Origin of the sequence: Nocardia transvalensis (assembly GCF_015477765.1) — a bacterium.
In the GTDB taxonomy this organism is placed as follows: Bacteria; Actinomycetota; Actinomycetes; order Mycobacteriales; family Mycobacteriaceae; genus Nocardia; species Nocardia transvalensis_A.
The window spans coordinates 148,609-172,414 of sequence record NZ_JADLQQ010000009.1 but is presented as its reverse complement, the minus strand read 5'-3'; the positions used below and the strand labels follow the sequence as shown (position 1 = coordinate 172,414).

General features: G+C 67.8%; 22 protein-coding genes. 4 read left to right on the top strand and 18 right to left on the bottom strand.

Translation table 11 applies throughout. The features are described from left to right. Positions 1 to 12: 12 nt before the first annotated feature. The 7 genes from IU452_RS26370 to pdxS all read right to left on the bottom strand — a co-directional run bounded on the left by IU452_RS26370 (position 13) and on the right by pdxS (position 7,738). Entirely contained in the window at positions 13 to 351 is a 339-nt protein-coding gene (locus IU452_RS26370) for an effector-associated constant component EACC1 (protein WP_195111869.1), read from the bottom strand. A gap of 134 nt (positions 352 to 485) precedes the next feature. Next, positions 486 to 2,135, bottom strand: a complete 1,650-nt coding sequence (locus IU452_RS26365) for an ABC-F family ATP-binding cassette domain-containing protein (protein WP_195111868.1) — start codon at positions 2,133 to 2,135, stop codon at positions 486 to 488. 230 nt (positions 2,136 to 2,365) lie between these two features. Further along, positions 2,366 to 3,655, bottom strand: coding sequence for an aspartate--tRNA(Asn) ligase (gene aspS / locus IU452_RS26360; RefSeq protein WP_195111867.1), 1,290 nt, complete (start codon positions 3,653 to 3,655; stop codon positions 2,366 to 2,368). A gap of 216 nt (positions 3,656 to 3,871) precedes the next feature. Beyond that, positions 3,872 to 4,078: a DUF397 domain-containing protein gene (locus tag IU452_RS26355; RefSeq protein ID WP_195111866.1), complete on the bottom strand. Its 207-nt coding sequence runs from the start codon at positions 4,076 to 4,078 to the stop codon at positions 3,872 to 3,874. Next, a complete protein-coding gene (locus tag IU452_RS26350) occupies positions 4,075 to 5,016 on the bottom strand; it encodes a helix-turn-helix domain-containing protein (protein ID WP_195111865.1) in 942 nt (313 codons plus the stop codon). The genes IU452_RS26355 and IU452_RS26350 overlap by 4 nt, the downstream gene beginning before the upstream one ends. Before the next feature lie 226 nt (positions 5,017 to 5,242). Further along, complete coding sequence (locus tag IU452_RS26345; protein ID WP_195111864.1) at positions 5,243 to 6,628, bottom strand: serine hydrolase domain-containing protein; 1,386 nt, start codon at positions 6,626 to 6,628, stop codon at positions 5,243 to 5,245. A gap of 207 nt (positions 6,629 to 6,835) precedes the next feature. Continuing rightward, positions 6,836 to 7,738: a pyridoxal 5'-phosphate synthase lyase subunit PdxS gene (gene pdxS, locus IU452_RS26340; RefSeq protein WP_195111863.1), complete on the bottom strand. Its 903-nt coding sequence runs from the start codon at positions 7,736 to 7,738 to the stop codon at positions 6,836 to 6,838. A 361-nt stretch (positions 7,739 to 8,099) separates the two neighbouring features. Between pdxS and IU452_RS26335 the strand changes: the two genes are divergently transcribed. After that, a complete protein-coding gene (locus IU452_RS26335; protein WP_195111862.1) occupies positions 8,100 to 8,552 on the top strand; it encodes an OsmC family protein in 453 nt (150 codons plus the stop codon). Positions 8,553 to 8,594: 42 nt separating this feature from the next. Then, positions 8,595 to 9,461, top strand: a complete 867-nt coding sequence (locus tag IU452_RS26330) for an alpha/beta fold hydrolase (RefSeq protein ID WP_195111861.1) — start codon at positions 8,595 to 8,597, stop codon at positions 9,459 to 9,461. On the opposite strand, the gene IU452_RS26325 is transcribed toward IU452_RS26330, so the two are convergent. From IU452_RS26325 to IU452_RS26275, 11 genes are all read right to left on the bottom strand, one after another. Next, positions 9,458 to 10,003 (bottom strand): GNAT family N-acetyltransferase, encoded by a 546-nt coding sequence (locus IU452_RS26325; protein WP_195111860.1) that lies wholly within the window; start codon positions 10,001 to 10,003, stop codon positions 9,458 to 9,460. The genes IU452_RS26330 and IU452_RS26325 overlap by 4 nt on opposite strands. 103 nt (positions 10,004 to 10,106) lie before the next feature. Beyond that, positions 10,107 to 11,150: an NUDIX hydrolase gene (locus IU452_RS26320; protein ID WP_195112030.1), complete on the bottom strand. Its 1,044-nt coding sequence runs from the start codon at positions 11,148 to 11,150 to the stop codon at positions 10,107 to 10,109. Further along, the gene (locus IU452_RS26315) at positions 11,150 to 12,274 is read right to left on the bottom strand and encodes a glycosyltransferase family 4 protein (protein WP_195111859.1); all 1,125 of its coding nucleotides are present in this window, start codon (positions 12,272 to 12,274) and stop codon (positions 11,150 to 11,152) included. The genes IU452_RS26320 and IU452_RS26315 overlap by 1 nt, the downstream gene beginning before the upstream one ends. Then, positions 12,271 to 13,260 carry a phosphatidylinositol mannoside acyltransferase gene (locus IU452_RS26310; protein WP_195111858.1) on the bottom strand — a complete coding sequence of 330 codons (990 nt, stop codon included), beginning with the start codon at positions 13,258 to 13,260 and terminating at the stop codon, positions 12,271 to 12,273. The genes IU452_RS26315 and IU452_RS26310 overlap by 4 nt, the downstream gene beginning before the upstream one ends. A gap of 47 nt (positions 13,261 to 13,307) precedes the next feature. Beyond that, positions 13,308 to 13,973 carry a phosphatidylinositol phosphate synthase gene (gene pgsA / locus IU452_RS26305; RefSeq protein ID WP_195111857.1) on the bottom strand — a complete coding sequence of 222 codons (666 nt, stop codon included), beginning with the start codon at positions 13,971 to 13,973 and terminating at the stop codon, positions 13,308 to 13,310. 1 nt (position 13,974) lies between these two features. Next, on the bottom strand, positions 13,975 to 14,577 hold the full coding sequence (locus tag IU452_RS26300) for an HIT family protein (protein ID WP_195111856.1): 603 nt from the start codon (positions 14,575 to 14,577) through the stop codon (positions 13,975 to 13,977). Between the two features lie 5 nt (positions 14,578 to 14,582). After that, entirely contained in the window at positions 14,583 to 16,640 is a 2,058-nt protein-coding gene (gene thrS / locus IU452_RS26295) for a threonine--tRNA ligase (RefSeq protein WP_195111855.1), read from the bottom strand. Between the two features lie 338 nt (positions 16,641 to 16,978). Beyond that, the gene (locus tag IU452_RS26290; RefSeq protein ID WP_195111854.1) at positions 16,979 to 17,656 is read right to left on the bottom strand and encodes a (2Fe-2S)-binding protein; all 678 of its coding nucleotides are present in this window, start codon (positions 17,654 to 17,656) and stop codon (positions 16,979 to 16,981) included. Between the two features lie 166 nt (positions 17,657 to 17,822). Further along, positions 17,823 to 18,821, bottom strand: coding sequence for an acyl-CoA dehydrogenase family protein (locus IU452_RS26285; protein WP_195111853.1), 999 nt, complete (start codon positions 18,819 to 18,821; stop codon positions 17,823 to 17,825). Between the two features lie 126 nt (positions 18,822 to 18,947). Then, positions 18,948 to 21,176 carry a SulP family inorganic anion transporter gene (locus IU452_RS26280; RefSeq protein WP_195111852.1) on the bottom strand — a complete coding sequence of 743 codons (2,229 nt, stop codon included), beginning with the start codon at positions 21,174 to 21,176 and terminating at the stop codon, positions 18,948 to 18,950. 181 nt (positions 21,177 to 21,357) lie between these two features. Next, positions 21,358 to 21,600: a hypothetical protein gene (locus tag IU452_RS26275; RefSeq protein WP_195111851.1), complete on the bottom strand. Its 243-nt coding sequence runs from the start codon at positions 21,598 to 21,600 to the stop codon at positions 21,358 to 21,360. A gap of 515 nt (positions 21,601 to 22,115) precedes the next feature. Between IU452_RS26275 and IU452_RS26270 the strand changes: the two genes are divergently transcribed. Beyond that, positions 22,116 to 22,988, top strand: a complete 873-nt coding sequence (locus tag IU452_RS26270; protein ID WP_195111850.1) for an ABC transporter ATP-binding protein — start codon at positions 22,116 to 22,118, stop codon at positions 22,986 to 22,988. After that, positions 22,985 to 23,803, top strand: coding sequence for an ABC transporter permease (locus tag IU452_RS26265; RefSeq protein WP_195111849.1), 819 nt, complete (start codon positions 22,985 to 22,987; stop codon positions 23,801 to 23,803). The genes IU452_RS26270 and IU452_RS26265 overlap by 4 nt, the downstream gene beginning before the upstream one ends. Positions 23,804 to 23,806: the final 3 nt, after the last annotated feature.

The window sequence follows — 23,806 nt, the reverse complement described above, 5'->3', positions numbered from 1 at the left end:
CCGGCACACCGGTCATTCCGCGTCGCCGTGTTCCAGCACCTGCCGGACCAGGGCCTCGGGATCGGCGACCCGTTCGGCAGTAACCGAAATCCGGCGGCCCTCAGGAGTTTCGATCGTGATCTCCAGATCGGACCGCCGCGGCTGCGCGAAGAACACCTTCAGCGACGAAGCCAGCATCGTGAGCGCGCCACCACCGCCGAGGGCGACGAGAAGGATATCGGTGACCGCCCCCATCTCACCGGGTTCCGGTCCGCCGCCCAGCAACCGCACTCGACCGCGGAATTCGGGCTCCCGACGCAACCACTCGTACAGTGCGAGGACTTCCTCCGTCCGGTCTTGATTCAATCGCAACAGCACATCCACGGCGATCCCCCTGTCTGTGGTCCCAACCCTTATCCGACAGATCGAGATTGCCATCGATGATCGTTACGGCACAGCGCGAAATCGTCCTCAGTCGTTGGCCTTTGCCTCCGGCCCAGCTCGGATCACGACCGCACCGAGGTCGGCACACCGCTCGGTAGGTCGAGGCGAGGCCAGCTCTGGACATCTCGTTGCAGTTGGCGGTCGTGGGTGGCCACGACTATGGCGGCCGGAGTTGCCTCGAGAGCCTCGGTGAGTTCGTCGACCAGGGCGATGGACAGGTGGTTGGTGGGCTCGTCCAGCAGCAGGGCGTGGGGACGACTGGCCAGGGCGCAGGCGAGGTCGAGGCGGCGCTGCTGCCCCATGGACAGTTCGCCGATCGGTTTGTTCGCCTCGCGCGAGGACAGTAAGCCCAGCGAGGACAGACCGACGACCTCACTCTCGGCGAGCAGCCCCGCCGACACCAGCTGCGCGATATGCGCCGAGTACACCTCGCGAGCCCGGCGGTGCAGCGGACGCGACGATTCCTGGTGCAGCAGTTGCACTCGTGCCTTGCGGGCCCGGTGCATCACTCCGGTTGTGGGCGTGAGGGTTCCGGCCAGCAACGCCAACAGCGTCGACTTGCCCGCGCCGTTGGGGCCGCTGATCACCAGACGGTCGCCGGAGTCCAGCGACACCTCGACCGGCCGGGCCAGCCGTCCCGTCACCGTCACGCTCTCGGCCCGCACCAGCGTGACGCCGGGCCGAGATGGCAACTCGGGCATGGTGAATCGTTGCGGTGGTCTCGGCGCGGTGATGCGGTGGCGCTCGAGTTCGTCCTGACGGCGGTGTACCGCACGCGCCAGCGCCCCGGCCCGGCTGGCGCGCGCATGCTTGCCCGTGCCCTTGTCCGGACGCCAGCCCGTGACGAGGCGGTTCTGCGCCGCCGACAGATCCTGCGCCAAGCGCGCGTGCTCGGCCTGCTGCTGCTTGTATTCCGCCTCCCACCGCAGCAACTCGGCCTCGCGGCCCTCGCGATAGGCCGCATAGCCGCCCCCGTACACACCGGGCTTGCCGTTCCGCGTCGGATCCAGATCGAGGATCGTCTCCGCGACGTCGGACAGCAGGGCGCGGTCGTGACTCACCACGACCACACCACCCGGGAAGGCGCGCAGCCGAGCGGTGAGGAACTCCAGAGCGGCCCGATCGAGATGGTTGGTCGGCTCGTCCAGCAGCAGGAAGTCGTCTCCGGCGGCGAGGAGAACGGCCAGGCGCACGCGATAGCGCTGCCCCACCGACAGGGTGGCCAGCGGGCGTTCCCGGTCGGTAATCGCCCCGAGTCCTTCCAGCGCCACGTCCACGCGCCGGTCGGCGTCCCACGCATCGAGCAGTTGCGCGAGATCGAGTGCGTCGCTGTACTCCCGGTCCGCGCCGGGCCGCTCCTCGGTGAGCGCGACGGTCGCCGCGTCCAGACGTGCCATGGCCGCCCGAGCGGCCGCCAGCTGTTCGTCGACGACATCGCCGATGGTGCGCTCGTCGTGATCGGGCATCTCCTGGGTGGCCAGCGCGAGCGTGCCGACGCGCTGCACGGTGCCCGCGTCGGGCGTGAGAATTCCGGCCAGGACGTGCAGCAGCGTGGATTTTCCGCGCCCGTTCTCGCCGACGATCCCCCACCGCGAGCGCGGCGACACCGTCATGTCGACCCCGTCCAGCACGGTGCGCTCACCGCGCTCGACGCGCACGTTCGAACAGGTCAATTGCGCCCGCTCACGGGCAGGATGAGTCCAGATGGTCATGTCTTCCTCCGGGCACACGGCATCCGCGGCAGCGGGAAAGGGTGTGCCCTAGTCGATGAATGGCGCGCTCACGGCGCGACAGGGCATCGGTGCGGGGCCGTCCGCATTCGCCGAGGCGAAGCGGGCCCGGAGGTATCAGAGGAAGTACAAATGCACGATCCGAGGGTAACAAGATCACCACTGATCGGCGACATGGTTTTCCGCACACCATGCCGCCGAGCAGGCGAGGGTTACGGGCTCAGCCGGTGGATGTCGCGCGGGAACAGCGTGGCGTAGCGGACGTTGTCGAGCCCGAGCAGCCGGGCGACGAACCGTTCCAATCCGATGGCGAAGCCGCCGTGCGGCGGCATGCCGTGGCTCATGGCCTCGAGGTAGGGCGCGTAGTCCGCCGGGTCTTCGCCGCGCCTCGACAGGGCCGCCAGGTAGTCGGCGTGGTTGTGCAGTCGCTGGCCGCCGGTGACCAATTCGACCCCGCGGAACAGCAGGTCGAAGGAGTTGGTCCAGCGCGCGTCACCGGGCTGCGGATGGGTGTAGAACGGACGCTTGACCGCCGGATAGCCCTCTACGGCAAGGAAATCCGAGCCGAACCGCGACTTCGCCCAGGCTCCCAGAACCCTTTCGTGCTCGGGCGCCAGGTCGGGTTCGTCTTCCGGCGCACCGACGAGCCTCAGCGCCTCCCGGAAGTGCAGAACCGGGATGCTCTCGGGCACCGCGGGCAGCGAGGCGCTCAGTAATTCCACTGCGGCCGAGGCCTTTTCCCGCACAGCGTCGACCATCGCCGCGAGAACGCCGCGGAGCATGGCGAGAACGTCTCGATGGTCATCGATGAACCCGAATTCGACATCGAGAGAGACATATTCGGCCAGATGCCGAGTGGTGTCGTGCGGTTCCGCGCGAAACACCGGCCCCACCTCGTATACCCGCTCGAACACTCCGGTGAGCATCTGCTTGTACAGCTGCGGCGACTGGGCGAGATAGGCGTCGGTACCGAAGTAGTTGAGCGAGAACACATTCGCGCCGGATTCGGTGGTCTGCCCGACGATCTTCGGCGTGGTCACCTCGGTGAACCCCAGGCCGTCCAGATGACTCCGGAAGCCCGCCAGGGTCGCGGCGGCGATCTGCCACACCGCTCGCCGGGACGGATGCCGCCACGTCAGCGCGGCATGGTCGAGCAGAGTCGGCAGGGTGGCATGGAGCGTCGGACGCCACAGATCCACCGGTTGCGGCTGCGACGGCGCGCCGAGCGGCTGAATGACGGGATCGACGATCTCGACCCCGCCGGGCGCCTTCGTGTTCGCCACCGCCGTCCCCCGCACGCGCACCGTCGTCTCCTCCGGCAGCGCCGAAACCTGCTCGCGCACAGCGGAATCGTCCACGACGACTTGTGCGAACCCGGACCTGTCACGCACCACCACGAATACGACGCTCGCGAGGGTGCGACGCCGATGTATCCATCCCGCCACGGTTACCGGCCCCGTCGTCGCGGGTAGCTCCGAACACAATGTGCGTTCCACCGTCATCACCTCCTGGTCTCCAGCCCCGGGAGGTGCGGGCGATGGGTGGTCGCGGTGCCACCGCACCTTCACGGCAGATCTCTGCCGCCTCTAGTGGTCGATTTTCCAGCGGTGACCGGCCGCCGCGGCTCGGAGTTCGTCACGCTCGTCATCACCGCGTATCGCGATGTTAGCCAGGGCACGAGCTGGAGTCACACGATTTTCGCTCGCGCCACCTGAACCCTAGGCTCGGTCGAACTTCCCACCCTTGATGCCCGACGTGAAGGCGTCCCACTCTCCTGCGGAGAAGACGAGCGCGGGGCCGGTCGGGTTCTTGGAGTCTCGAACGCCAACCCTGCCCGCGTCGAGGTATGCAACCTCTACACATTCGCCATTGGGCTGGCTACGGCTGGACTTAAACCATGCAGCCGTCGATAGGTCGCTGATCACTCGGAATACTCCCTTGCCACCGCCAGGATAAGATTCCTGCTTGCGCTTGGTTCCAACGCTACACGCCGGATACGCACGATCGCATCCTGATACATCGCGAGTTCGTTTTCCTTCTCCAGGTACAGGCAACCGGTATGCCCCTCTACGAAGGCGACCGGGGGCTCGATCAGCTTGGAGGAAGGAAGTGGCCCGAACTCCAGGTATACGAACGAATTAGCAAGCAACGCAATGGGATTCGTCGCACTGAACGGGACGATGCGGATCGATACGTTCCGAAGCTCACCGACCTCGAGGAGATGGCGCAACTGATCTTCCATTACTCCAGGACCGCCAGTTTGCTGCCGAAGGATCATCTCGGAGAGGAATGCATCGAACTTGAATCGCGGGTCAGCGAGCCGTTCCTGCCTGAATGCCGCCAACTCGACGCGCCTTTCCACTTCCTCAGGAGTCCACTGGGGATTTCGGGCCCACGCGAGTTGGCGCCGATACTCTGAGGTCTGGAGCATTCCGGGGACAATGGCGATTTGCAGGGTGGTCAGACGTCGAGCGTGCTGCTCCAAGTTTAGGTAGTGATCGAGGGATGTCTGCGTCTCATCGATATATGGGCGCCACCATTTTCCCTCAGACTTTCGCTCCTTTCTGACCTCCTCTGCGAGCCCCAGCAGCAACCGTCGTTCGCTGTCACTGACCCTCAACTTGTCGCAGATGGCATTGATCATCATGTTGGTCACGTTGTGCTTCAGCCCATCCTCGAGCCGCCCATAGGTCTGCGGGGAGGTCTCGGCAGCCTTGGCAACGGCATACTCCGAAAGCCCCGCCCGCTCCCGAAACTTCACCAACTGCCGCCCGAGCGCCCTACTGGCAAGTGTCGACCCGCTCATCGTTACCCTCGCTATCCACTTGTGCGCCAATATGGAATAAGCCTTCACGGAATCCACAGCCGCACACCCCGAAAAGACTGTGTAAGAACTTCCACCCCACTCGCGCAAAGAGTAACACTGACATCACAACAACATCCGCAAACAGCACACCAAAATACCCCCACCCCAACTCATTTCGACAACGACGAACCGAGAACCAGCGCTGTCGGAGAATGGCGTAGTCAGCGGCGCCCGAAAGGAGTTAGCGTGTCATGTTTTTTGGCGCGACTACCTGTCGTGAGCTCTACTGAGCGCTTGTACCCCGGCCCTGCCAGCCCGCCGGGTCGACACCACCGGGGATGGGCTCGGCCGGTTCGTAGGGGGCGCGGGTGAACACGTAGCTCACGAGTTCCAGCCGCTGTGGCGTGCCGTCGGAGTCGCGCACGACCTGCATGCGCTCGCCGGCGTAGTAGCCGTCCAGTCCGGTCCAGGAGCCGTCGGCCTCGGGGCGGAACCGGGACTGCCGCCCGCCGTGCGCGAGGGCTTTCAGCTCGAGCAGGCCATCGGCCCGCAGGTGCAGCGCGATCGAGGCGGTGCCCCAGTACCAGGTTCCGGTGAGCGCCAACAGCTTCGGGTCCACGGTGGGCGCGGGCAGCCATTCCTCGGGCAAGTTCGGCTCGTGCTCGGCCAGGATGTCCAGCATGGCGCCGGCCAGACCGCCGCGGATGCCGCCGTAGGTGGTGTTCGACAGGAACAGCACGCCGGTGCGGTCTTTGGGATCGGCCCAGACGGTGGCGATGAAGCCGGGCATGGCCCCGGTGTGTCCGGCCAGCCGACGGCCCTTGCGCCGCTGCAACTGCAGGCCCAGCCCATACCCGGAGTCCCACTCGTCGCCGTCCTCGACCGCGGCCGGTTCGCGCATCTCCGCCAGCGTGTCGGCCTTCAGCACGTCCCCGGTGTCACCGCCGATGAACGCCGTCCAGCGGGCCAGGTCCCGCGCCGTGGACCACAACTGACCGGCCGCCCCCATCGCCCCGTTGTCGTGCGACGGCTCGGCCAGCACCACATCCGCCCAGGGATGCACCGCCCAACCGGTGGCATGCGGGGCAGCGGGCAACACAGTGGTGCGGCCCATGCCCAGCGGGACGAGCACCTCGGCGCGCACCGCCTCGAACCAGCTGTGCCCGCGCAACCGCGCGACCAACTCGCCGAGCGCGGCGAAGCCGACATTGGAGTAGTGGAACCGCCGACCCGCCCGATGCAGCAGCGCCTTGCTGCCCGCGTCACCGTCCAGACTGTCGGCGAGCTCGGCCCAGTCCCCACCCTCGGTGCGCTCCCACCAGTCGCCGGGAGATTCCGCGCGCAGGCCGGACGTGTGCGACAGCAGCTGCGCCACCGTCCGGTCCCCCAGCGGCGCGCCGGGCACGTACTTTGCCAGTGGATCCGCCAGATCGAGCTTGCCCTCGTCACGCAGCCGCATCACCACGGTGCCCACCATCGACTTGGTGATCGACCCGATACGGTACTGCGTGTCGGTGGTCGGCCGACTCCCCTCGACCCGCCCCCGGGCCCCCGACCACACCAGCTCCCCGTCCCGCACCACGGCAGCAATCAGCGAGGGCACCCGATACTCCGCCTGCTCAACGGCAACCCGCCGCAACAACGCCCGCTCGGTCGACGGCAACAACATCCCGCGACTCCCCTTCCCACACTGAGTAATCGAACGAACCAACGCCCGCCCGCGCCGCTCAGCGTAACCCCGCCCCCCGAAGCGAGATTCGGTGAGCGAGCAGTCTCGCAGGCACACTCAGGCGTAGAGACAGCGACATTGCTCGCTCACATGAAAGACGAGCGCGCCCTCGTGCCGGGAGGCTCGAGGGCGCGCTGTGGGTGGGAACTACCAGCCGCGCTCGGCGAGGCGGTGGGGCTCCGGGATCTCCTCGACGTTGATGCCGACCATGGCCTCGCCCAGTCCGCGGGAGACCTTGGCCAGCACGTCCGGGTCGTCGTAGAAGGTGGTGGCCTTGACGATGGCGGCGGCGCGCTCGGCCGGGTTGCCGGACTTGAAGATGCCCGAGCCGACGAATACGCCCTCGGCACCCAGCTGCATCATCATCGCCGCGTCGGCCGGGGTGGCGATGCCACCGGCGGTGAACAGCACGACCGGCAGCTTGCCGGTTTCGGCAATCTCGCGCACCAGCTCGTAAGGGGCCTGCAGCTCCTTGGCCGCGACATACAGCTCGTCCTCGGGCAGCGACTGCAGGCGGCGGATCTCCTGGCGGATCTTGCGCATGTGGGTGGTGGCGTTGGAGACGTCGCCGGTGCCGGCCTCACCCTTGGAGCGGATCATGGCCGCGCCCTCGGTGATGCGGCGCAGCGCCTCGCCCAGATTGGTGGCGCCGCACACGAACGGGACGGTGAACTGCCACTTGTCGATGTGGTGCTCGTAGTCCGCGGGAGTCAGCACCTCGGACTCGTCGATGTAGTCGACGCCGAGGCTCTGCAGGATCTGCGCCTCCACGAAGTGGCCGATCCGCGCCTTGGCCATAACCGGGATGGAGACGGCGTTGATGATGCCGTCGATCAGATCGGGATCGCTCATGCGCGCCACCCCGCCCTGGGCGCGGATGTCGGCGGGCACCCGCTCCAGCGCCATGACCGCGACCGCACCGGCGTCCTCGGCGATCTTGGCCTGATCCGGGGTGACGACGTCCATGATCACCCCACCCTTGAGCATCTCGGCCATGCCGCGCTTCACGCGGGCGGTGCCGGTCGTCGGGGCGGTTTCGGGCGTAGTCACGGGCAAACTCCTGGTCTTCGGCTGAATCGGATCATTCGGAATCGAACATCACGATTCTAGGCGTCCGGACCAGGCCACTTCATAGCCAGTCGGAGACCACTGGACTGCCTGCGCCGGGAACCGCCCCGACGCCCGGTTACCCCACCGCTACAGCGGGTAGACGACCAGCAGCTGCGCCCAGTACGTCGCGGCCTCCTCCCCCAGATAGGGCAGTAGGAAATCGTGCAGCAGATACGACATCGGCATGTTGTGCCTCACCTCCAACGCATCGGTTTCACCACACCGAGTGCGCGGCAAACCGGTTCCGACCATAACGGATCATGAGACAGCTCACATCTTCATCGGGCCTAGTGTCGTAGCCATGACTGACGACAGCTTGCGGTCGGTTCGGATCGAACGGACCGCCGCCGGACGATACCGGGCGACCAATCCCCGAGGCGGCGACATCGTCTTCGGCTCCGGCGACGACGCCGACTTCACGCCGGTCGAGCTGCTGCTCGCCGCGCTGGGCGGCTGCACCGCGATCGATGTGGACATCGCGACCAGCCGCCACGCCGAACCGAGCGAGTTCACGGTTGCGGTGTCGGGCAACAAGATCAGCGATGAGCTCGGCGCCCACATGACCGACCTCGAGGTTCGGTTCCGCGTCACCTTCCCCGACGGCAAGGGCGGCGACGACGCCCGCAAGATCCTGCCCCGCGCGGTCAAGTCCTCGCACGACCGGCTGTGCACGGTCAGCCGCACCATCGAAATCGGCACTCCGGTGTCCTCGATCGTCGCGTCCGGTCCGGAGACCGATACCGCCGATCGGTAGCAACACCGCGCACACCGGATGGTCCGCCGATACGGTGAGGGGGTGCAGTTCGAAGAGATCGTCGTCGAGACCGACCGGCTGAACTTCCCCGCCCTGGCCGCCGGAGACGGTCCGATCGTGGTGTGCTGGCACGGATTTCCCGATCATCCCGCGACCTTCGGCCCGCTCGCCGAGCGGCTCGTCGCGGCGGGCCGCCGGGTGGTGGCGCCTTTCCTGCGCGGCCACCATCCGGCGACGGCGGACGCCTTGACCTACGCCGACGGCCTCACCCTGGCCGCCGACGCCGCCGCGGTCGCCGAGGCCTTGGATCCCGATGGCATCGACATGATCGGCCACGATATCGGCGCGGGCATGGTCGGCCGGGCGGCCGCCGCCTGGCCGGAGCGGGTGCGCCGAGCGGTGACGATGGCGGTGCCACCGCCCGGAACCCTCCGCCGCCTGTTCGCCGATCCTGCTCAGCTGCAACGGTTCTTCTACATCTGGCTGTTCCAGGTGCACGGACTCGCCGAGACGACCCTGACGGCCGATCGCGACCTCATCGACCATCTCTGGTCGACCTGGTCCCCCGGCCTGGACCCGGGTGAGCATCGCGACCGCATCCACGCGCTCTACGGCGATCCCGCCGTCATCGCCAACGCCCTGCGCATCTACCGCGCCAATATCGACACCTCCCTGCACGATCCGCAGCTCGCCGCGCTGGCGGCGAGGACCGAAGGCCCCGAGCCCGTTCCGCTGCTGGTCCTCGCGGGCGCCGACGACGGCTGCATCCCTCCCTCCGGCTTCGCCGACGTCTCCGACGCGCTGGCCCCGGGCTCGCGCGTCGAAATCCTCGGCGGGGCCGGGCATTTCATGCACCTCGAGCGTCCCGACGAGGTCGCCCGCCTGGTCTTGGAGTGGTTCGACAGCTAGCTGCCCGCGGACAACGGTTTGCGGTAGATGAGGAAGTCGCACGGCGTCGCGAGATCCGCCACCAGGTGCGGATAGCTCTCCTCCAGCGACCCGCGCCGGACCACGCGATAACCCAGCCGCGTGTACCACCGGTCCAGGAAGTCCTTCATCGGATGAACCCAGGTGCGGGGAACGAGCAGTTCGAGCTGCATGGCCGAGGCACCCTGCCCGGCACACCACGATTCCGCGAAATCGACCAGCTCGCGGCCGATCCCGCTGCCGCGCAGCCGCGGGTCACACGCCAGCATGCCGAACTCCCCCAGCCCCTCGCCGAGCCGCTGCACCCGCACGGCCCCGGCAACCGAACCGTCGGCCAGGCGGCGCACCGCGATCTCCCCGTCGGCAATGAGCCCGGCGATCTCCGAGGCGGTCGTGCGCTGGGCCCCCTCCCGCCAAATCCCGTCCTCGGCCTCGGCGTACACCGTATTGACCAGTGCGGTCAGCCCCGCCACCAGTCTCTCGTCATCGGCCGCCCCACCCGGCACCCGCTCAACGCTCACCATCGCCCTCTCGTCCTAATCGACAACCCGCCTCGTTACCGGAGCCGACGATATCCGTTCCGGCCGTGGCACGTCCGCCCCCCAAACCTGGCGTGTGTACGCCCGATCAGCGGATGGAACGTACCTCGGGGTCGGTGATGCCGGAGGCGGCGGCGGCCGCTTCCGGCAGTAGCTGGTCGAGGTTGTAGGGGTAGACCGTTTCGCCGGTGCGGTCGAATTCGACGATATCGCCGGGGGTGCACCATTTGTAGGCGGAGACGCAGCGGCGTTCCCACACCGTCGGATTCGCGGCCTTGGGTTCGAACTCCTTGGTGCGGGCGACGAAGAACAATTCCTCCGAGCGGATCAGCTCACCGTTGAAGGGGAAGACCGCCACGCGCCGCCAAATGGGACCGCGCAGCCCGGAGGAGTCCAACGCCAGTCCCGTCTCCTCCCACAGCTCCCGAACCGCGGCCGCGCGCAGGGATTCTCCCGGTTCGACACCGCCGCCGACGGTGAACCAGAACGGCATATCCGGGGTCTGCGGGTCGTGGCCGCGCATCAGCAGCACTCGATCCTGCTCGTCGAGCAGCGCGACCCGCGCCGAGGTGCGCACGTCATCGACCTCGAGTCCGGTGCTCGCGGCCGGCGTGACGCGCTCGGCGATCTCGAAATAGGTGGGCAGCGGCGCGGTACCACCGAGGTGCAGCAGCCTGACGAGTCTCCTGGTGCGCAGGGCGAGGGTGTCGCGGACGGCATCGTTGTGGAAGCGGCGGGCGATCAGCACCCGCGCCTCGGCGTCGGCGAGTTCGGCCACCAACTGCGGTGGCAGCAGCGCGATATCGACCGCGGCCAGGGCCGCCGCCAGCTGATTCTCGGCGGTCTCGCGGTCGGTCCAGTTCGCCCGCTCGGCCCGATCCGCCAGGGTGTGCAGGCGTTTGGCCTGATCGGCCGCCCCCGGATCGGCTCCGGGACCGGCGACCGCCAGCGCCACCGCTCGCGCCACCACCGCCCGCCGCGCCAGCGCGGCCTCCAGGGCGTGCTGGGCCTGATCGCCGCGCACGTGCAGGCGGTCCAGCCGATTGGCGGTCGAATACGCCCAGACACCGGCCGCGATGACCAGCGCCGCGATCAGCGCGAGGATCAGGATCGCGGTCGCGGAGAAGGTGATCATCCGGCGACCCTCACCCGGCTGTCGCCGACGGTCACCGTCTCGTAGACACGCAGGATCTGTTCGGCCACCACCGGCCAATCGTATTCACCGACGACCTGATTGGCGGCGCGCACCAAATCCTCGCGGCGCGCCGGATCGGCCAGCAGGTCGTTCAGCGCCCCCGCCAGCCGCGCCGAATCGCCCACGGGCACAAGAGTTCCGGCGAATCCGTCGCGCAGCACGCGGCGGAAGGCGTCCAATTCGCTGGCCACCACCGCGGTTCCGGCGGCCATCGCCTCCACCAGCACGATGCCGAAGCTCTCGCCACCGATATTGGGGGCGCAGTAGACATCGGCGCTGCGCATCGCCGAGGCCTTCTCCGCATCCGACACCTGCCCGAGCAGTGTCAGATGCCGCGCATACTCCCCGGCCTCGCGGCGCAGCCGCTCCTCGTCGCCGCGGCCGACGATCAGAATCTCGACATCGGGATGGCGGCGCACGACCTCCGGCAGCGCGGCCAGCAGTACCGCCATCCCCTTGCGGGGTTCGTCGTAGCGGCCCAGGAACAACACCGTGCCGCCCGGGCGCGGATAGCCGTCCAGCAGCGGGGCGTGTGCGAACGCCGGGACGTCGACACCGTTCGGGATCTCCACGGCATCCCCGCCCAGCGCCTCCACCTGCCACCGCCGCGCCAGTTCCGAGACCGCGATCCGGCCCGCGATCTTCTCGTGGTAGGGCCGCAGCACGCCCTGAAAGGTGCTGAGCACCAACGATTTCGTGGTCGAGGTGTGGAAGGTGGCCACGATCGGGCCCTCGGCGATCTTCAACGCCAGCATCGACAGGCTCGGCGCATTCGGTTCATGGATGTGCAGCACGTCGAAGTTGTTGTCGGTGATCCACCGGCGGATGCGGGTGTAGGCGGTGGGCCCGAACGACAACCGCGCCACCGAGCCGTTGTAGGGAATCGGTACCGCCTTACCCGCCGACACCACGAAATCCGGCAGCGGCGTGTCGTCGGCCGCCGGGGCCAGCACACTCACCTTGTGCCCGCGCTCGATCAGCACCTGTGCCAGCTCCACGACATGCGACTGCACCCCGCCCGGCACATCGAACGAGTACGGGCAGACCATGCCGATCTTCATAACGCCGCCTCGTCTCCCACATCCCCAGCCTGCTTGTGGCCGGGAGCCCCGGCGATCCGGGCGCGGCGGGCATCGGAGAGGTCGGCCTCCCACAGCGGTTGCAGCATGTGCCAGTCGGCGGGATGCTCGGCGATATTGGCCGCGAACCGGTCCGCCAACGCCTGAGTTGCCGCGGCGACACCACCCGAAACATCGAGCGGTGCTTCGGTCTTCAGGCCCCAGCCCTCCCGGCCCTGCTCGTCGACGGTGAACCAGGCGTGCACCGGCAGGAGCGCGGCGCCGGTCTCGATCGCCAATTTCGCTGCGCCCGCGGGCATCCAGGTGCGTTCGCCGAAGAACGTCACCGGCACCCCCTTGCCGGTCAGGTCGCGCTCGCCCAGCAGGCATACGACCTTGTTCTGCCGCAGGCGATCCGCCAGCTGCCTGAACGGCGGCTGCTCACCGCCGGTGAGCGGGAACACCTCGAAGCCGAGGCTTTCCCGATAGGCGACGAACCGTTCGAACAGCGATTCCGGTTTCAGCCGCTCGGCCACCGTGGCGAAGCGGCCGTAGTGCTGCACCAGCCACACTCCCGCCATATCCCAGTTGCCGGAGTGCGGCAGCACGAACACCACCCCGCGCCCCTGCGCCAGGGCGGCATCGAGATGTTCGAGCCCGTCCACCGGCATCAGCGGCGATTTCGCCAGTGCGGCATGATCCATCGTCGGCAGCCGGAACGCCTCGCACCAGTAGCGGGCATAGGAGCGCATGCTCGCGCGCACCAGATCGTCGGGCACGTCCATCGGTTCGACACCGAGAACGCGAGAGAGGTTGCGGCGCAACTGATTCGGTTGCCCGGTCCGATGCGCGGCCCGGTTGGCCCGCCGTCCCGCCCGGTCGCCGCCGTAGTCGAACAGCCGGCGCGCGGTGCGCTCGGGCAGTTCCCGTACCAGCCGCCATCCGGCCGCGTACGCCTTGTCGGCGAGAGCGGATTTCACGTCTGTCATGCGGGGCCCCTAGTTCGCCGGCCCGGAGCGAATCCGGGACGTGTCGGTCATTGGCCCTCTCCCGAGGCCTGCGCCGGGGTGATGAGATCGCGGGCACCGACGGAGTTGCGGACCGCCAGCACCCGCTGGAAGACGGTGACGATGCTGAGCACGGCGAGGATGTACATCGCGACATACACCGCGTACGTGAGCCATTCGATGCCCCAGTGGCCGCCGATACCGGTGAGGCCCGCACCCACCAGCACGATCACCAGGCGGTCGGGGCGCTCGATCAGGCCGCCGTCGGCGGACAGTCCGCTCGCCTCGGCGCGCGCCTTGGCGTAGGAGATCACCTGCGAGGTGACCAGCACCACGAGCGTGGCCAGCAGCAGATGTTTGCTGTGCTCGTTGTAGACCGCCCACCACGCGAGCGCACCGAAGATGGCGCCGTCGGCCACCCGGTCGCAGGTGGCGTCCAGCACCGCACCGTATTTCGTGCCGCCGCCGCGGGCGCGGGCCATCGCGCCGTCGAGCATGTCGAACATGACGAACAACCAGATCACCATCGTTCCCCAGAACAGGTGATCGGTCGGGAACAGCGTCACCGCGGCCGCGATCGAGGCCGTGGTGCCGATCAGCGTCATCGCATCGGGCGTGAGCCCGGTACTCACCAGCGCTTTGCCCAGGGGCGCAGTCGCTTTGGCGAATGTCTCACGACCGAAGAAGCTCAGCACGCTACTCGACTTCCTTCCAGGCCGCCGCAAGCAGAGCCCGCGTCTCCCGTAACAACTGCGGCATCACCTTGACCCCGCCGACGACGGTGATGAAGTTCGCGTCACCGCCCCAGCGCGGCACGATGTGCTGGTGCAGGTGGTCGGCGAGCGAACCGCCCGCCACCCCACCGAGATTCAGGCCGACATTGAAACCCTCGGGCCGCGACACCTTCTTCATCACCCGGATCGCCTGCTGGGTGAACGCCATCAGCTCGGCGCTCTCCTCGGCGGTGAGATCCTCGAGGTTGGCCACCCGCCGATACGGCACCACCATCATGTGTCCGGGGTTGTAGGGGTACAGGTTGAGCACCGCGTACACCCACTCACCCCGCGCGATCACCAGGCCGTCCTCGTCGGACATCTTGGGGATCTCGGTGAACGGGTGACCCGTCTTCCGTTCCTCCTGCCCGGGAGGCGCACCTTCTTTCCGCGCGTCCCGATCGGCGACCGCACCGGTGATGTAGGACATCCGATACGGCGTCCACAACCGCTGCAACCGATCCGGGTCCCCGGCGCCGGTATCGACGATCTGCTCCGAATTCTGCTGCGACACAGCCTCATCCATGATGCTCATGCTCCACCGGTCCGGATTTGCAAACCCTCCGAGGTCGGCGAGGGGTTTTCGCGCCGCCGAATCCAGTCCACGATGGTGGCGACCGCATGGGCGACGGGCACGCCGTTCACCTGGGTGCCGTCGCGGAACCGGAAGCTCACCGCGCCCGCGTTCACGTCGCGCTCACCGGCCAGCAGCATGAACGGCACCTTCTGGGCGGTGTGATTGAAGATCTTCTTCTGCATCCGGTCGTCGCTGCGATCGACCTCGGCGCGCACACCGGCGTCGCGCAACCGCTCGATCACCTCATCCAGATGCGGCGCGAAGGTGTCGGCGACCGGGATACCCACCACCTGGACCGGTGACAGCCACACCGGGAACGCGCCGGCATAGTGCTCGGTGAGCACGCCGAAGAAGCGCTCGATGGAACCGAACAGGGCGCGGTGGATCATCACCGGCCGCTGCTTGGTGCCGTCGGAGGCGGTGTACTCCAGCTCGAACCGCTCGGGCAGGTTGAAGTCGAGCTGGATGGTCGACATCTGCCAGGTCCGGCCGAGCGCATCCTTGGCCTGCACAGAGATCTTCGGCCCGTAGAAGGCGGCGCCGCCCGGATCCGGCACCAGCTCCAGTCCGGATGCGTGGGCCACCTTCTCGAGGGTGTCGGTGGCCTCCTCCCACATCTCGTCCGAGCCGACGAACTTGTCCGGGTCCTTGGTGGACAGCTCCAGGTAGAAGTCCTCGAGGCCGTAGTCCGCGAGCAGCGACAGCACAAAGTTCAACGTGCTGGTCAGCTCCGCGTGCATCTGCTCCTTGGTGCAGTAGATGTGCGCGTCGTCCTGGGTCATGCCCCGCACGCGAGTCAGACCGTGAATCACGCCCGACTTCTCGTAGCGATACACCGAGCCGAACTCGAAAAGCCGCAGCGGCAGTTCCCGATACGACCGGCCGCGGGCCCGGAAGATCAGGTTGTGCATCGGGCAGTTCATCGGCTTGACGTAGTAGTCCTGGCCGGGCTTGCGGACGGTGCCGTCCTCGTTGTACTCCGCGTCCAGATGCATCGCCGGGAACATGCCGTCGCGATACCAGTCCAGGTGGCCGGACACCTCGAACAGCTGGCCCTTGGTGATGTGCGGAGTGTTGACGAACTCGTAGCCCGCATCGATGTGGCGGCGGCGCGAATACTCCTCCAACTCCTTGCGGATGATGCCGCCCTTGGGATGGAACACCGGCAGGCCCGAGCCCAGTTCGTCGGGGAAGGAGAACAGGTCCAGTTCCAGGCCCAGTTTGCGGTGGTCGCGCTTCTCGGCCTCGGCGAGCATGTGCAGGTGGGCGTCGAGGGCCTCCTGCGATTCCCAGGCGGTGCCGTAGATGCGCTGCAGATCCTCGCGGTTCTGATCACCGCGCCAGTAGGCGGCCGAGCTGCGGGTCAGCTTGAAGGCCGGAATGTATTTGGTGGTGGGGCAGTGCGGGCCGCGGCACAGATCGCCCCACACCTTGTCACCGGTGCGCGGGTCGAGGTTGTCGTAGATGGTCAGCTCGCTGCCGCCGACCTCCATGACCTCCGGATCGTCGATGCCGGACTTGTCGTTGATCAGCTCCAGTTTGAACGGCTCCTTGGCCAGTTCGACCCGGGCCTCCTCGATGTCGACGACCCGGCGCGAAAACCGTTGCGCGCCTTTGATGATCTTCTTCATGCGGGATTCCAGCTTGGCCAGATCCTCCGGGGTGAAGGGGCGGTCGACCTGGAAGTCGTAGTAGAAGCCGTCCTTGATGAACGGGCCGATGCCGAGCTTGGCCTCCGGGAATTCCTGCTGCACGGCCTGAGCCAGCACGTGGGCGGTGGAGTGCCGGATGACGTTGCGGCCGTCCGGGGAGGCGGCCGCGATCGGCTCGACCTCGACGTCGGTGTCGGGAGCCCAGGACAGGTCCTTGAGGTTGCCCTCCGGGTCGCGCACGACGATCACCGCGTCGGGGCCCTTGTTGGGCAGGCCCGCCTCGCGCAGCGCGGCGCCCGCCGTCGTCCCGGCCGGCACCCGAACGAGGGCGGCTGGGGTGTTGCGGGCTGAGGTGGTCACGGCTGCGCTCTCCTTGGCATTCTCGGGCGGGCTGACGCCCGCGTTGGGGGTGCGGGAAAGTCCCCCGCGATCTGGATCGGTCCAGGCCGGTCGCGGATGTGCTCCGGCGCGACCATGCTATCGGGAGCGCCCCGAGCGTGCGCCAATGGACCGGCCACTACTCGATGACCCGGCCACTCCCGGGCCCGCTCCCTTCCATGGTCCCGGCATGCTCCCGCTCATGTCTCGGCATGCTCCCATTCATCGTCCCGGCATGCTCCCACTCATCGTCTCGGCACGGTCCCAGTCATGTCCCGGCATGCCTCCACCCATGTCCCGGCACGCTTTTTGCCGGGACCTCAGCTCTGCGTGGCGAGCTTCGTCAGCAGGGCGTGGCGCTCGGCGGCAGGGCGTTTCGGGCAGCTCGTGCACATCTGGCAGCCCGGGACCTCGAACACCAGGCAGCACGAGATGCGCCGCACGAACGTTCGGTCGCCGATATCGGTGAACCGCGGCACGGGTAACCGGCCCGCGACCTCCTGGGCCAGCCGCGTGCCCGCCTCCGCATCCCCCGCATCGATCGCGCGGTTGCCGATGGCGTCGGCGACGATCGCCCACAGCGACGGGATACCCGCACCGCTGACCTCGGCGACGACGGGGATGATGTGGCCCAACGTCTTTCGCAGCGCCGGACCCACGGCGTCGGCGTCCGGATCGGCAGCGGTATCGGCCCTCGCCGCGCCCGCATACCACCGCACCGGCAGGACGCGCTCGATGCCGCCGTCCGGGCGAATCTCGCAGAGAATCTGCTCCAGGTCCGGATTCGGCGCCGGGCGTCGTTCGGCATAGGCCGTGGCGATCGGCGCGACGAGTGAGGACGCCGCCATACACCACCACAGCGTGCCCGACACCCGCGAGTCACCGGTCCCCCACGAGATGCCCATATCGGCGATCCGCTCGGTGAGCCACTGCGGATACGTCAGCATGGTCCCCGGCACGAGGGTGCCCGTCACCGCCGACCCGGCAACCATATCCATTCGACTCCGATCCCGCCGATCCACCGAATGCTTACACCTACCACCCTGGCACGCCGCCCACCCATCGGCGAGGGAATATCCCACCCCTCCGCCCACCCTAGGCCCTCGCCACCACGTTCCCCCGCAGGTTCGTCCCGGCGCGCCCACCGAAGAGCGAGTGGTTTGCCTAGCTGTTCGTGGGTTGTAGGCGGTTGAGTAGGGCCTGTTTGATCGGGGCGCGGGTGGGGCAGACCAGGGCGAAGGTGGCCTCACGCATGAGGCGTTCGGGTACCGAGCCCGACAGGGTCGAGCGACTGCCTGCCGCGACTACCCCAGCCGATGCCGCGGTCACGGCGGCCCGGGCGATGTCGGCGCGCAGGCAATAGGTGGCCTCCGGATCTCCTGCCGCAGAGGAGAATCGAGCTCTCAGGGCCGCGTACTCGTGGGCGTAGCCGTCTCCGTCGACCCCCAGGTCTTCGAGCTGTCGCACACAGCGCTGTAACACACCCAACGACAAAGCGCCGTTCACCCAATCGGTCACGCTGCCACGCCCGCTACTGAATTCCTCGAACGATCGGATGCCGACCAGTCGCTTCGCGTCGACCGGCGTCCGATCGAAACGCAGCCGCACCGTGGCACTGGCATCGGCGGCGATGAGCGGGAGCCGTTCGGCAGTCACGCCCTCGAGCTCCGCGACCGGGAGCAGCAACGTCGCCACCGAATTCCCACCCTCCGACCGGATTCGAACCGATGCGGTCACCGCATCGATGTATCCCCAGCCCGTGACGAACGGGGCCGAACCGCTGAGAAGGTATCCGCCGTCGATCGGCTCGGCGAACAGCGTCGGCCTCGCCTCGGCCCCCGCATACGACACTCCGGACCGATAGTTGCCGGCGGCCATCGGACCCACGTAGCGATCCCGCAGATCCGCATTGTCGGCGAGCGCGACCGACCGAAGCGCCCCCACATGCTGCGCCCAGACGAAACCCGTGGCCAAGCATCCACTGATCACGGTGGCGGCGGTATCGATGAGTACATCCGGGGTCATACCTTCCGACAAGGCGAACCCGTAGAAACCGCGCTCTGCCAGGGCATCGAAATTCGACGCCGGAATCTGCCCTGTCCGATCCACCTCCGCCGCATGCGGCTCGAGGACCTCCTCGACCAGCGCTTCTGCCGCGCGCACCCAATCCCGCACCACCAGCCTCCCGGAATTCCGACCTGACCAGGCTCTATGCCGGATCCTACGGTACTCCCGGCGCGCCGAGGCGCGAGTTCCGGTCGGGATGAACCGGACTCGCGCCTCGGGTGGTCAGGCGTGGATGGCCAAGGGCTGGTCGGCGTCGGCGATCTCCGCGATGCCGTCGGTGGTGACCTCGAGGACTCGGGCGGTGCCGATGTCGAAGTACAGGCCCGAGACGTTCACCCCGCGTTCGGCGATGGCCTGCTGCACGACCGGGTGGCTGTTGAGGGTTTCCAGCTGGACGGCGATGTTGACCATGGCGAGCTGGGCCAGTTCGTTGTAGCCCGCGGCCGCGGCGGCCACGGCCACGGGGTGTCCGGCCCGGAAACGCCGCAGGCTGGGCTGGGCGTGGGCGAGCCAGTCGTCCAGGCCCGGTCCGACCGGGTCACCGGCGAGCAGCGCCTGCATCGCGCCACACCCGGAATGCCCGCACACCACCACATTCCGCACGTCGAGCTTCTGCATCGAGAAGGCCAGCGCGGCCTCCACCGAGGCATCGGAGCGGTCGGCGGGCACGAGGTTGCCGACATTGCGGACGGTGAACAGGTCACCCGGGCCGCTGTTGGTGATCACATTCGGCACGATCCGGGAATCGGCGCAGGTGAGGAAGATCGAATGCGGATCCTGCCGGTCGCGCAGCTCGTCCAGATGCGGCCGCACCACGTGCGCGTGGCTGCGATGGTAGGCGGCGACACCGGCGGCGATGGGGTTCTCCGGGCGTTCGCGCCGCGGGCCCAGCACCTCGTCGACCAGGCCGCGGACCCGGCCGCGGCGCGGCGGACCTTCCGTGGCATGTTCCATGCGCGCGGTACCGATCTCCACGAATTCCACTGTGCCGCCGGTGTTCTCGTGCTGGCGGGCCCAGTCGTGAATGGCCTCGTAGGCGGCGTGGTCGAGGAAGTCGACGGTCAGCTCGACCAGCACATCGGTACCCGCGGGCACCTTGGCGAACTCCGCGGACAGCTTCGGCAGCGCCAGGAAGGTGCAGGTGCCGTCGATGCTCACGATCCACCGGTCGGTGCCGGTCACCGGGCCCGCGTGCACCGAGACCCGCACCACGCGCCACAGCAGCAGCACGAACGCGAGGGCCAAACCGATGAGCACACCCTCGAGCAGGTTGAGGAACACCACGCCCAGCACGGTCACCGAGTACACGGCCAGATCGCCGGTGCGCCGGGCGAGCTGGATATGTCCGATCTTCACGAGCTGGACGCCGACCACGATGAGCAGACCGGCCAGCGCCGCCTTCGGGATCTGCTGCACGACGCCGACCAGGGCGATGGAGAACACCAGGACCCAGATGCCGTGCAGGAACGCCGAGGCCTTGGTCTTGGCACCGGCGGCCACATTGGCCGAGCTGCGCACGATCACGCCCGTGACCGGCAATCCGCCGAGCAGGCCGGAGGTCATATTGGCCGCGCCCTGAGCCATCAGCTCGCGGTCGAAGTTGGTGCGCTTACCGGTGTGCAGCTTGTCCACCGCCACCGCACACAGCAGGCTCTCCACGCTGGCGATCAGCGCGATGGTCAGCACCGCCAACACCACCGGGCCCCAGTCACCGCTGGGCATCTGCGGCAGTCCGATGGCATCGAACAGCGAACCGTTGAACTGGATACGTTCGGGGTTGTTACCGGGCAGTACCAGCGACAGCACGGTGCCGATCAGCACCGCCACCAGCGGACCCGGAATCAGCCTGACCCGTCCCGGAACGTAACGCCAGGCCAGGATGATGCCGATGACGACCAGACCGATGACGAAGTCGTCACCGTGCAGATTCAGCAGCTGACTGGGCAGTTCGGCGACGTTTGCCCAGGCCGAACTGCGCGAGGCGCCGCCCAGCAGCACATGCGCCTGCTGCAGGGCGATGGTGATGCCGATACCCGCGAGCATCGCGTGCACCACCACCGGGGCGATCGCCAAGGCAACCCGCGCCACCCGGCTCAGCCCGAAGATCAATTGCAGCAGACCTGCGGCAACGGTGATGAAACACGTTGTCTTCCAGCCGAATTGGTGAATGGTTTCGGCAACTACCACGGTCAGACCGGCTGCCGGGCCGCTGACCTGCAAGGGAGAGCCGCCGAAGATGCCGACGACGATGCCACCCACGGCGGCGGCAATCAGTCCGGCCGCGATCGGCGCATCGGAAGCAACGGCGATGCCCAGCGACAGCGGTAGGGCGACGAGGAACACCACGACGGAAGCAGGTAGGTCATGGCGGGCGATGGAAGACAGCCGGTCGGACCAGGACGGGCCCGGTGGAGCGGCGTGACGTGGTGTGACATCGGTGTCGGTGGACATATTTCTCCTTCACCGGGACGGGTGGGGTGGCCCCGGTCGGTCGAACATGTTCTCCAGGCATCGAACTCAGCTGCGGGACGGCGTTGGCCCGGCAGTCACCCGGATGTTGTGGGTCAGATTAATAGTAAAGACTTAGCAAAGCCTGAGGAAAGGTTACTTAGCCTCGCTCACTTCTGCCGCATCAGGTGATCGCGTTCACACCGGCCCGCAGAGGCAGCAACCCCCCGGGAACCCGCCCCGAAGCGTCGCCCGGCCCGCCGCCTCCCGGCCGTCGCCCGCGGCCGGACCCCCTCTGGACCGACAGTGCCGTGACCGGCCTGGTGACGTCCTCGATATCGGCCACCCCGTCGACGGTGACCTCGAGGACGCGGGCCGTGGCGATATCGAAGAACAATCCCGACACCACGACCCCGCGGTCCAGCATGCCGCGACGGACCGATATTGCGGACTGCGGTGCCGATCGAGAGCGGAAGGGCGACAAGGAATACCGCCACGGAGGCGGGTAGGTCGTGGCGGAACACGACGGCAAGACCGGGAAGCGACGTCCGTCGGGCCGGGTCGGTGTCGGTGGACATATTTCTCCTTCGCCGAACCGGATTCCCGGTTCGGTTCATCGGTGGAACATGTACAGGCATCGAGCGGGCGGGCGAACTGTGCAAAACCAGCAGCTGACCAGCGGTAAAGCAGGTGTACCGAAGACCTTTCGAGCAAAGCCCGGAGCCAATCGTAAAGACCGAGCAAAGATCTTGGAAAGCTTTTCCACTACGATCGTCAGTGAAAGCTACCAAATTGTGACCTAGGTCACCATATCGGGTCCGTCAATTCAGGTCGATCCGTCGGGCTCCGGTGCGCCTGCCGATCGTCTCCACCGTTCGGTGGATCCCGCTCCGGCCGTGCGGTGGTTCCGGCGGATACAGGTCCCCGGCGATGCTCGGTGATATGGAAGCTGTTGTCCACGCCCGGGGAGTGCGTAAGGCGTATCGGGATGCGGTGGCGGTGGACGGGATCGACCTCACGGTCGAGCGGGGTGAGGTGTTCGCGCTGCTCGGACCCAATGGTGCGGGAAAGACCACGACCGTCGAGATCCTCGAGGGGTATCGCCGCCGCGACGCGGGCGAGCTGAGCGTGCTCGGTGTCGACCCCGCCACCGCCGATGCGCGGTGGCGAGCCCGCATCGGCGTCGTCATGCAGCAGGCGAGCGATGCGGGCGAGCTGACCGTCGGGGAAATGGTCGAGCACTTCGCCCGGTACTACCCCCACCCGCGCGACCCGCGCGCCGTCGCCGACCTCGTCGGGCTGAACGACAAGTGGCGCACGCGCATTCGCAAGCTCTCCGGCGGACAACGGCGACGACTCGATGTTGCACTCGGCCTGCTCGGCCGTCCCGAACTGCTCTTCCTCGACGAGCCGACGACGGGCTTCGATCCCGGGGCACGACGGCGGTTCTGGGACACCATCCGCACCCTCGTCACCGACGGCACCACCATCCTGCTCACCACGCATTACCTCGAGGAGGCCGAGGCGCTCGCCCACCGGGTCGCGGTGATCGCACGCGGCCGGATCGTCGCCGCGGGACCGCCGGCCGAGCTCGGCGGTCGACGGCGGGCCCAGGCCTTCGTGTCGTGGCAGGAGAACGGCGCCGACCGGGTCGTGCGGACCGACCGGCCGACGCGCGTCGTGCGCGAGCTCTCCGCCCGGCTGGGCGGCGAGATTCCGGCGCTACAGGTCCGCCGGCCCACGCTGGAGGACGTCTATCTCGAGCTGCTCGGCGCCGAAACGACCAGCGCGGATCCAGCGGAGCGTGCCGCATGAGGACGGCGGTGCCACTGCCCTCGCCATGGCGCCTGGGCCTCGTGCGGGGCGCGGTCGAGGTGAAATGCTTCTTCCGCGAACGCGATGCCGTCGTGTTCTCCTTCGCGCTGCCGATCGGGCTGTTCTTCTTGTTCAGCGCCATCTTCGGCCGCGAGGACATTGCCGAGGGCGTGCCGTACAGCCAGGCACTGCTGCCCGCGATGATCACCGCCGGACTCGCGTCGACGACCCTCACCCACCTCGCGATCTGGATCGCGGTCGATCGGGACAACGGCACCCTGCGCAGGCTGGTCACCACGCCGATGCCGCGCACCTCCTACTTCCTCGGCAAGATCGTCATGATGGTCGTCGTCGGCGTGCTGGAAACCCTTGCGCTGCTGGCGATCGGCGTGCTCGCCTACGACGTGGACCTGCCGTCGACACCGCAGAAGTGGTGGACGTTCGGCTGGGTCACGGTACTCGCCTTCGCGACGTTCGGCGTGCTCGGTGTCGCGCTGTCGAGCCTGCCGCGCGGCGCGCAGTCGGCCGCCGCGGTGGTGAACGCGCCCGTGCTGCTGTTGCTGTTCGTCTCCGGCGTCTACGTGCCCCTGACGATGCTGCCCGGCTGGCTGCAGGACGCGTCGGGGATCTTCCCACTGCGCTGGGTGGGCCAAGGGTTGCGCTCGGCATTCCTCCCCGACGCGGTGGCCGCGCGGACCGAGGCCGGCAGCGGCTGGGAACACGGCCGGATCCTGCTGGTGCTGACGGTCTGGTTCGTCCTCGGATTCGTGGCCTGCCTGACCACGTTCCGCTGGAAGCGCCGGGGCGACGGCTGAAAG

What these genes read in the sequence shown, in the direction of transcription:
- IU452_RS26365 (WP_195111868.1), bottom strand. Translation starts at nt 2,135, where the DNA reads ATGACCATCTGGACTCATCCTGCCCGTGAGCGGGCGCAATTGACCTGT.
- aspS (WP_195111867.1), bottom strand. Translation starts at nt 3,655, where the DNA reads ATGACGGTGGAACGCACATTGTGTTCGGAGCTACCCGCGACGACGGGG.
- IU452_RS26345 (WP_195111864.1), bottom strand. Translation starts at nt 6,628, where the DNA reads ATGTTGTTGCCGTCGACCGAGCGGGCGTTGTTGCGGCGGGTTGCCGTT.
- IU452_RS26335 (WP_195111862.1), top strand. Translation starts at nt 8,100, where the DNA reads ATGACTGACGACAGCTTGCGGTCGGTTCGGATCGAACGGACCGCCGCC.
- IU452_RS26325 (WP_195111860.1), bottom strand. Translation starts at nt 10,003, where the DNA reads ATGGTGAGCGTTGAGCGGGTGCCGGGTGGGGCGGCCGATGACGAGAGA.
- IU452_RS26315 (WP_195111859.1), bottom strand. Translation starts at nt 12,274, where the DNA reads ATGAAGATCGGCATGGTCTGCCCGTACTCGTTCGATGTGCCGGGCGGG.
- IU452_RS26310 (WP_195111858.1), bottom strand. Translation starts at nt 13,260, where the DNA reads ATGACAGACGTGAAATCCGCTCTCGCCGACAAGGCGTACGCGGCCGGA.
- IU452_RS26300 (WP_195111856.1), bottom strand. Translation starts at nt 14,577, where the DNA reads ATGGATGAGGCTGTGTCGCAGCAGAATTCGGAGCAGATCGTCGATACC.
- IU452_RS26290 (WP_195111854.1), bottom strand. Translation starts at nt 17,656, where the DNA reads ATGGATATGGTTGCCGGGTCGGCGGTGACGGGCACCCTCGTGCCGGGG.
- IU452_RS26280 (WP_195111852.1), bottom strand. Translation starts at nt 21,176, where the DNA reads ATGTCCACCGACACCGATGTCACACCACGTCACGCCGCTCCACCGGGC.
- IU452_RS26275 (WP_195111851.1), bottom strand. Translation starts at nt 21,600, where the DNA reads ATGCTGGACCGCGGGGTCGTGGTGTCGGGATTGTTCTTCGATATCGCC.
- IU452_RS26270 (WP_195111850.1), top strand. Translation starts at nt 22,116, where the DNA reads ATGGAAGCTGTTGTCCACGCCCGGGGAGTGCGTAAGGCGTATCGGGAT.
- IU452_RS26265 (WP_195111849.1), top strand. Translation starts at nt 22,985, where the DNA reads ATGAGGACGGCGGTGCCACTGCCCTCGCCATGGCGCCTGGGCCTCGTG.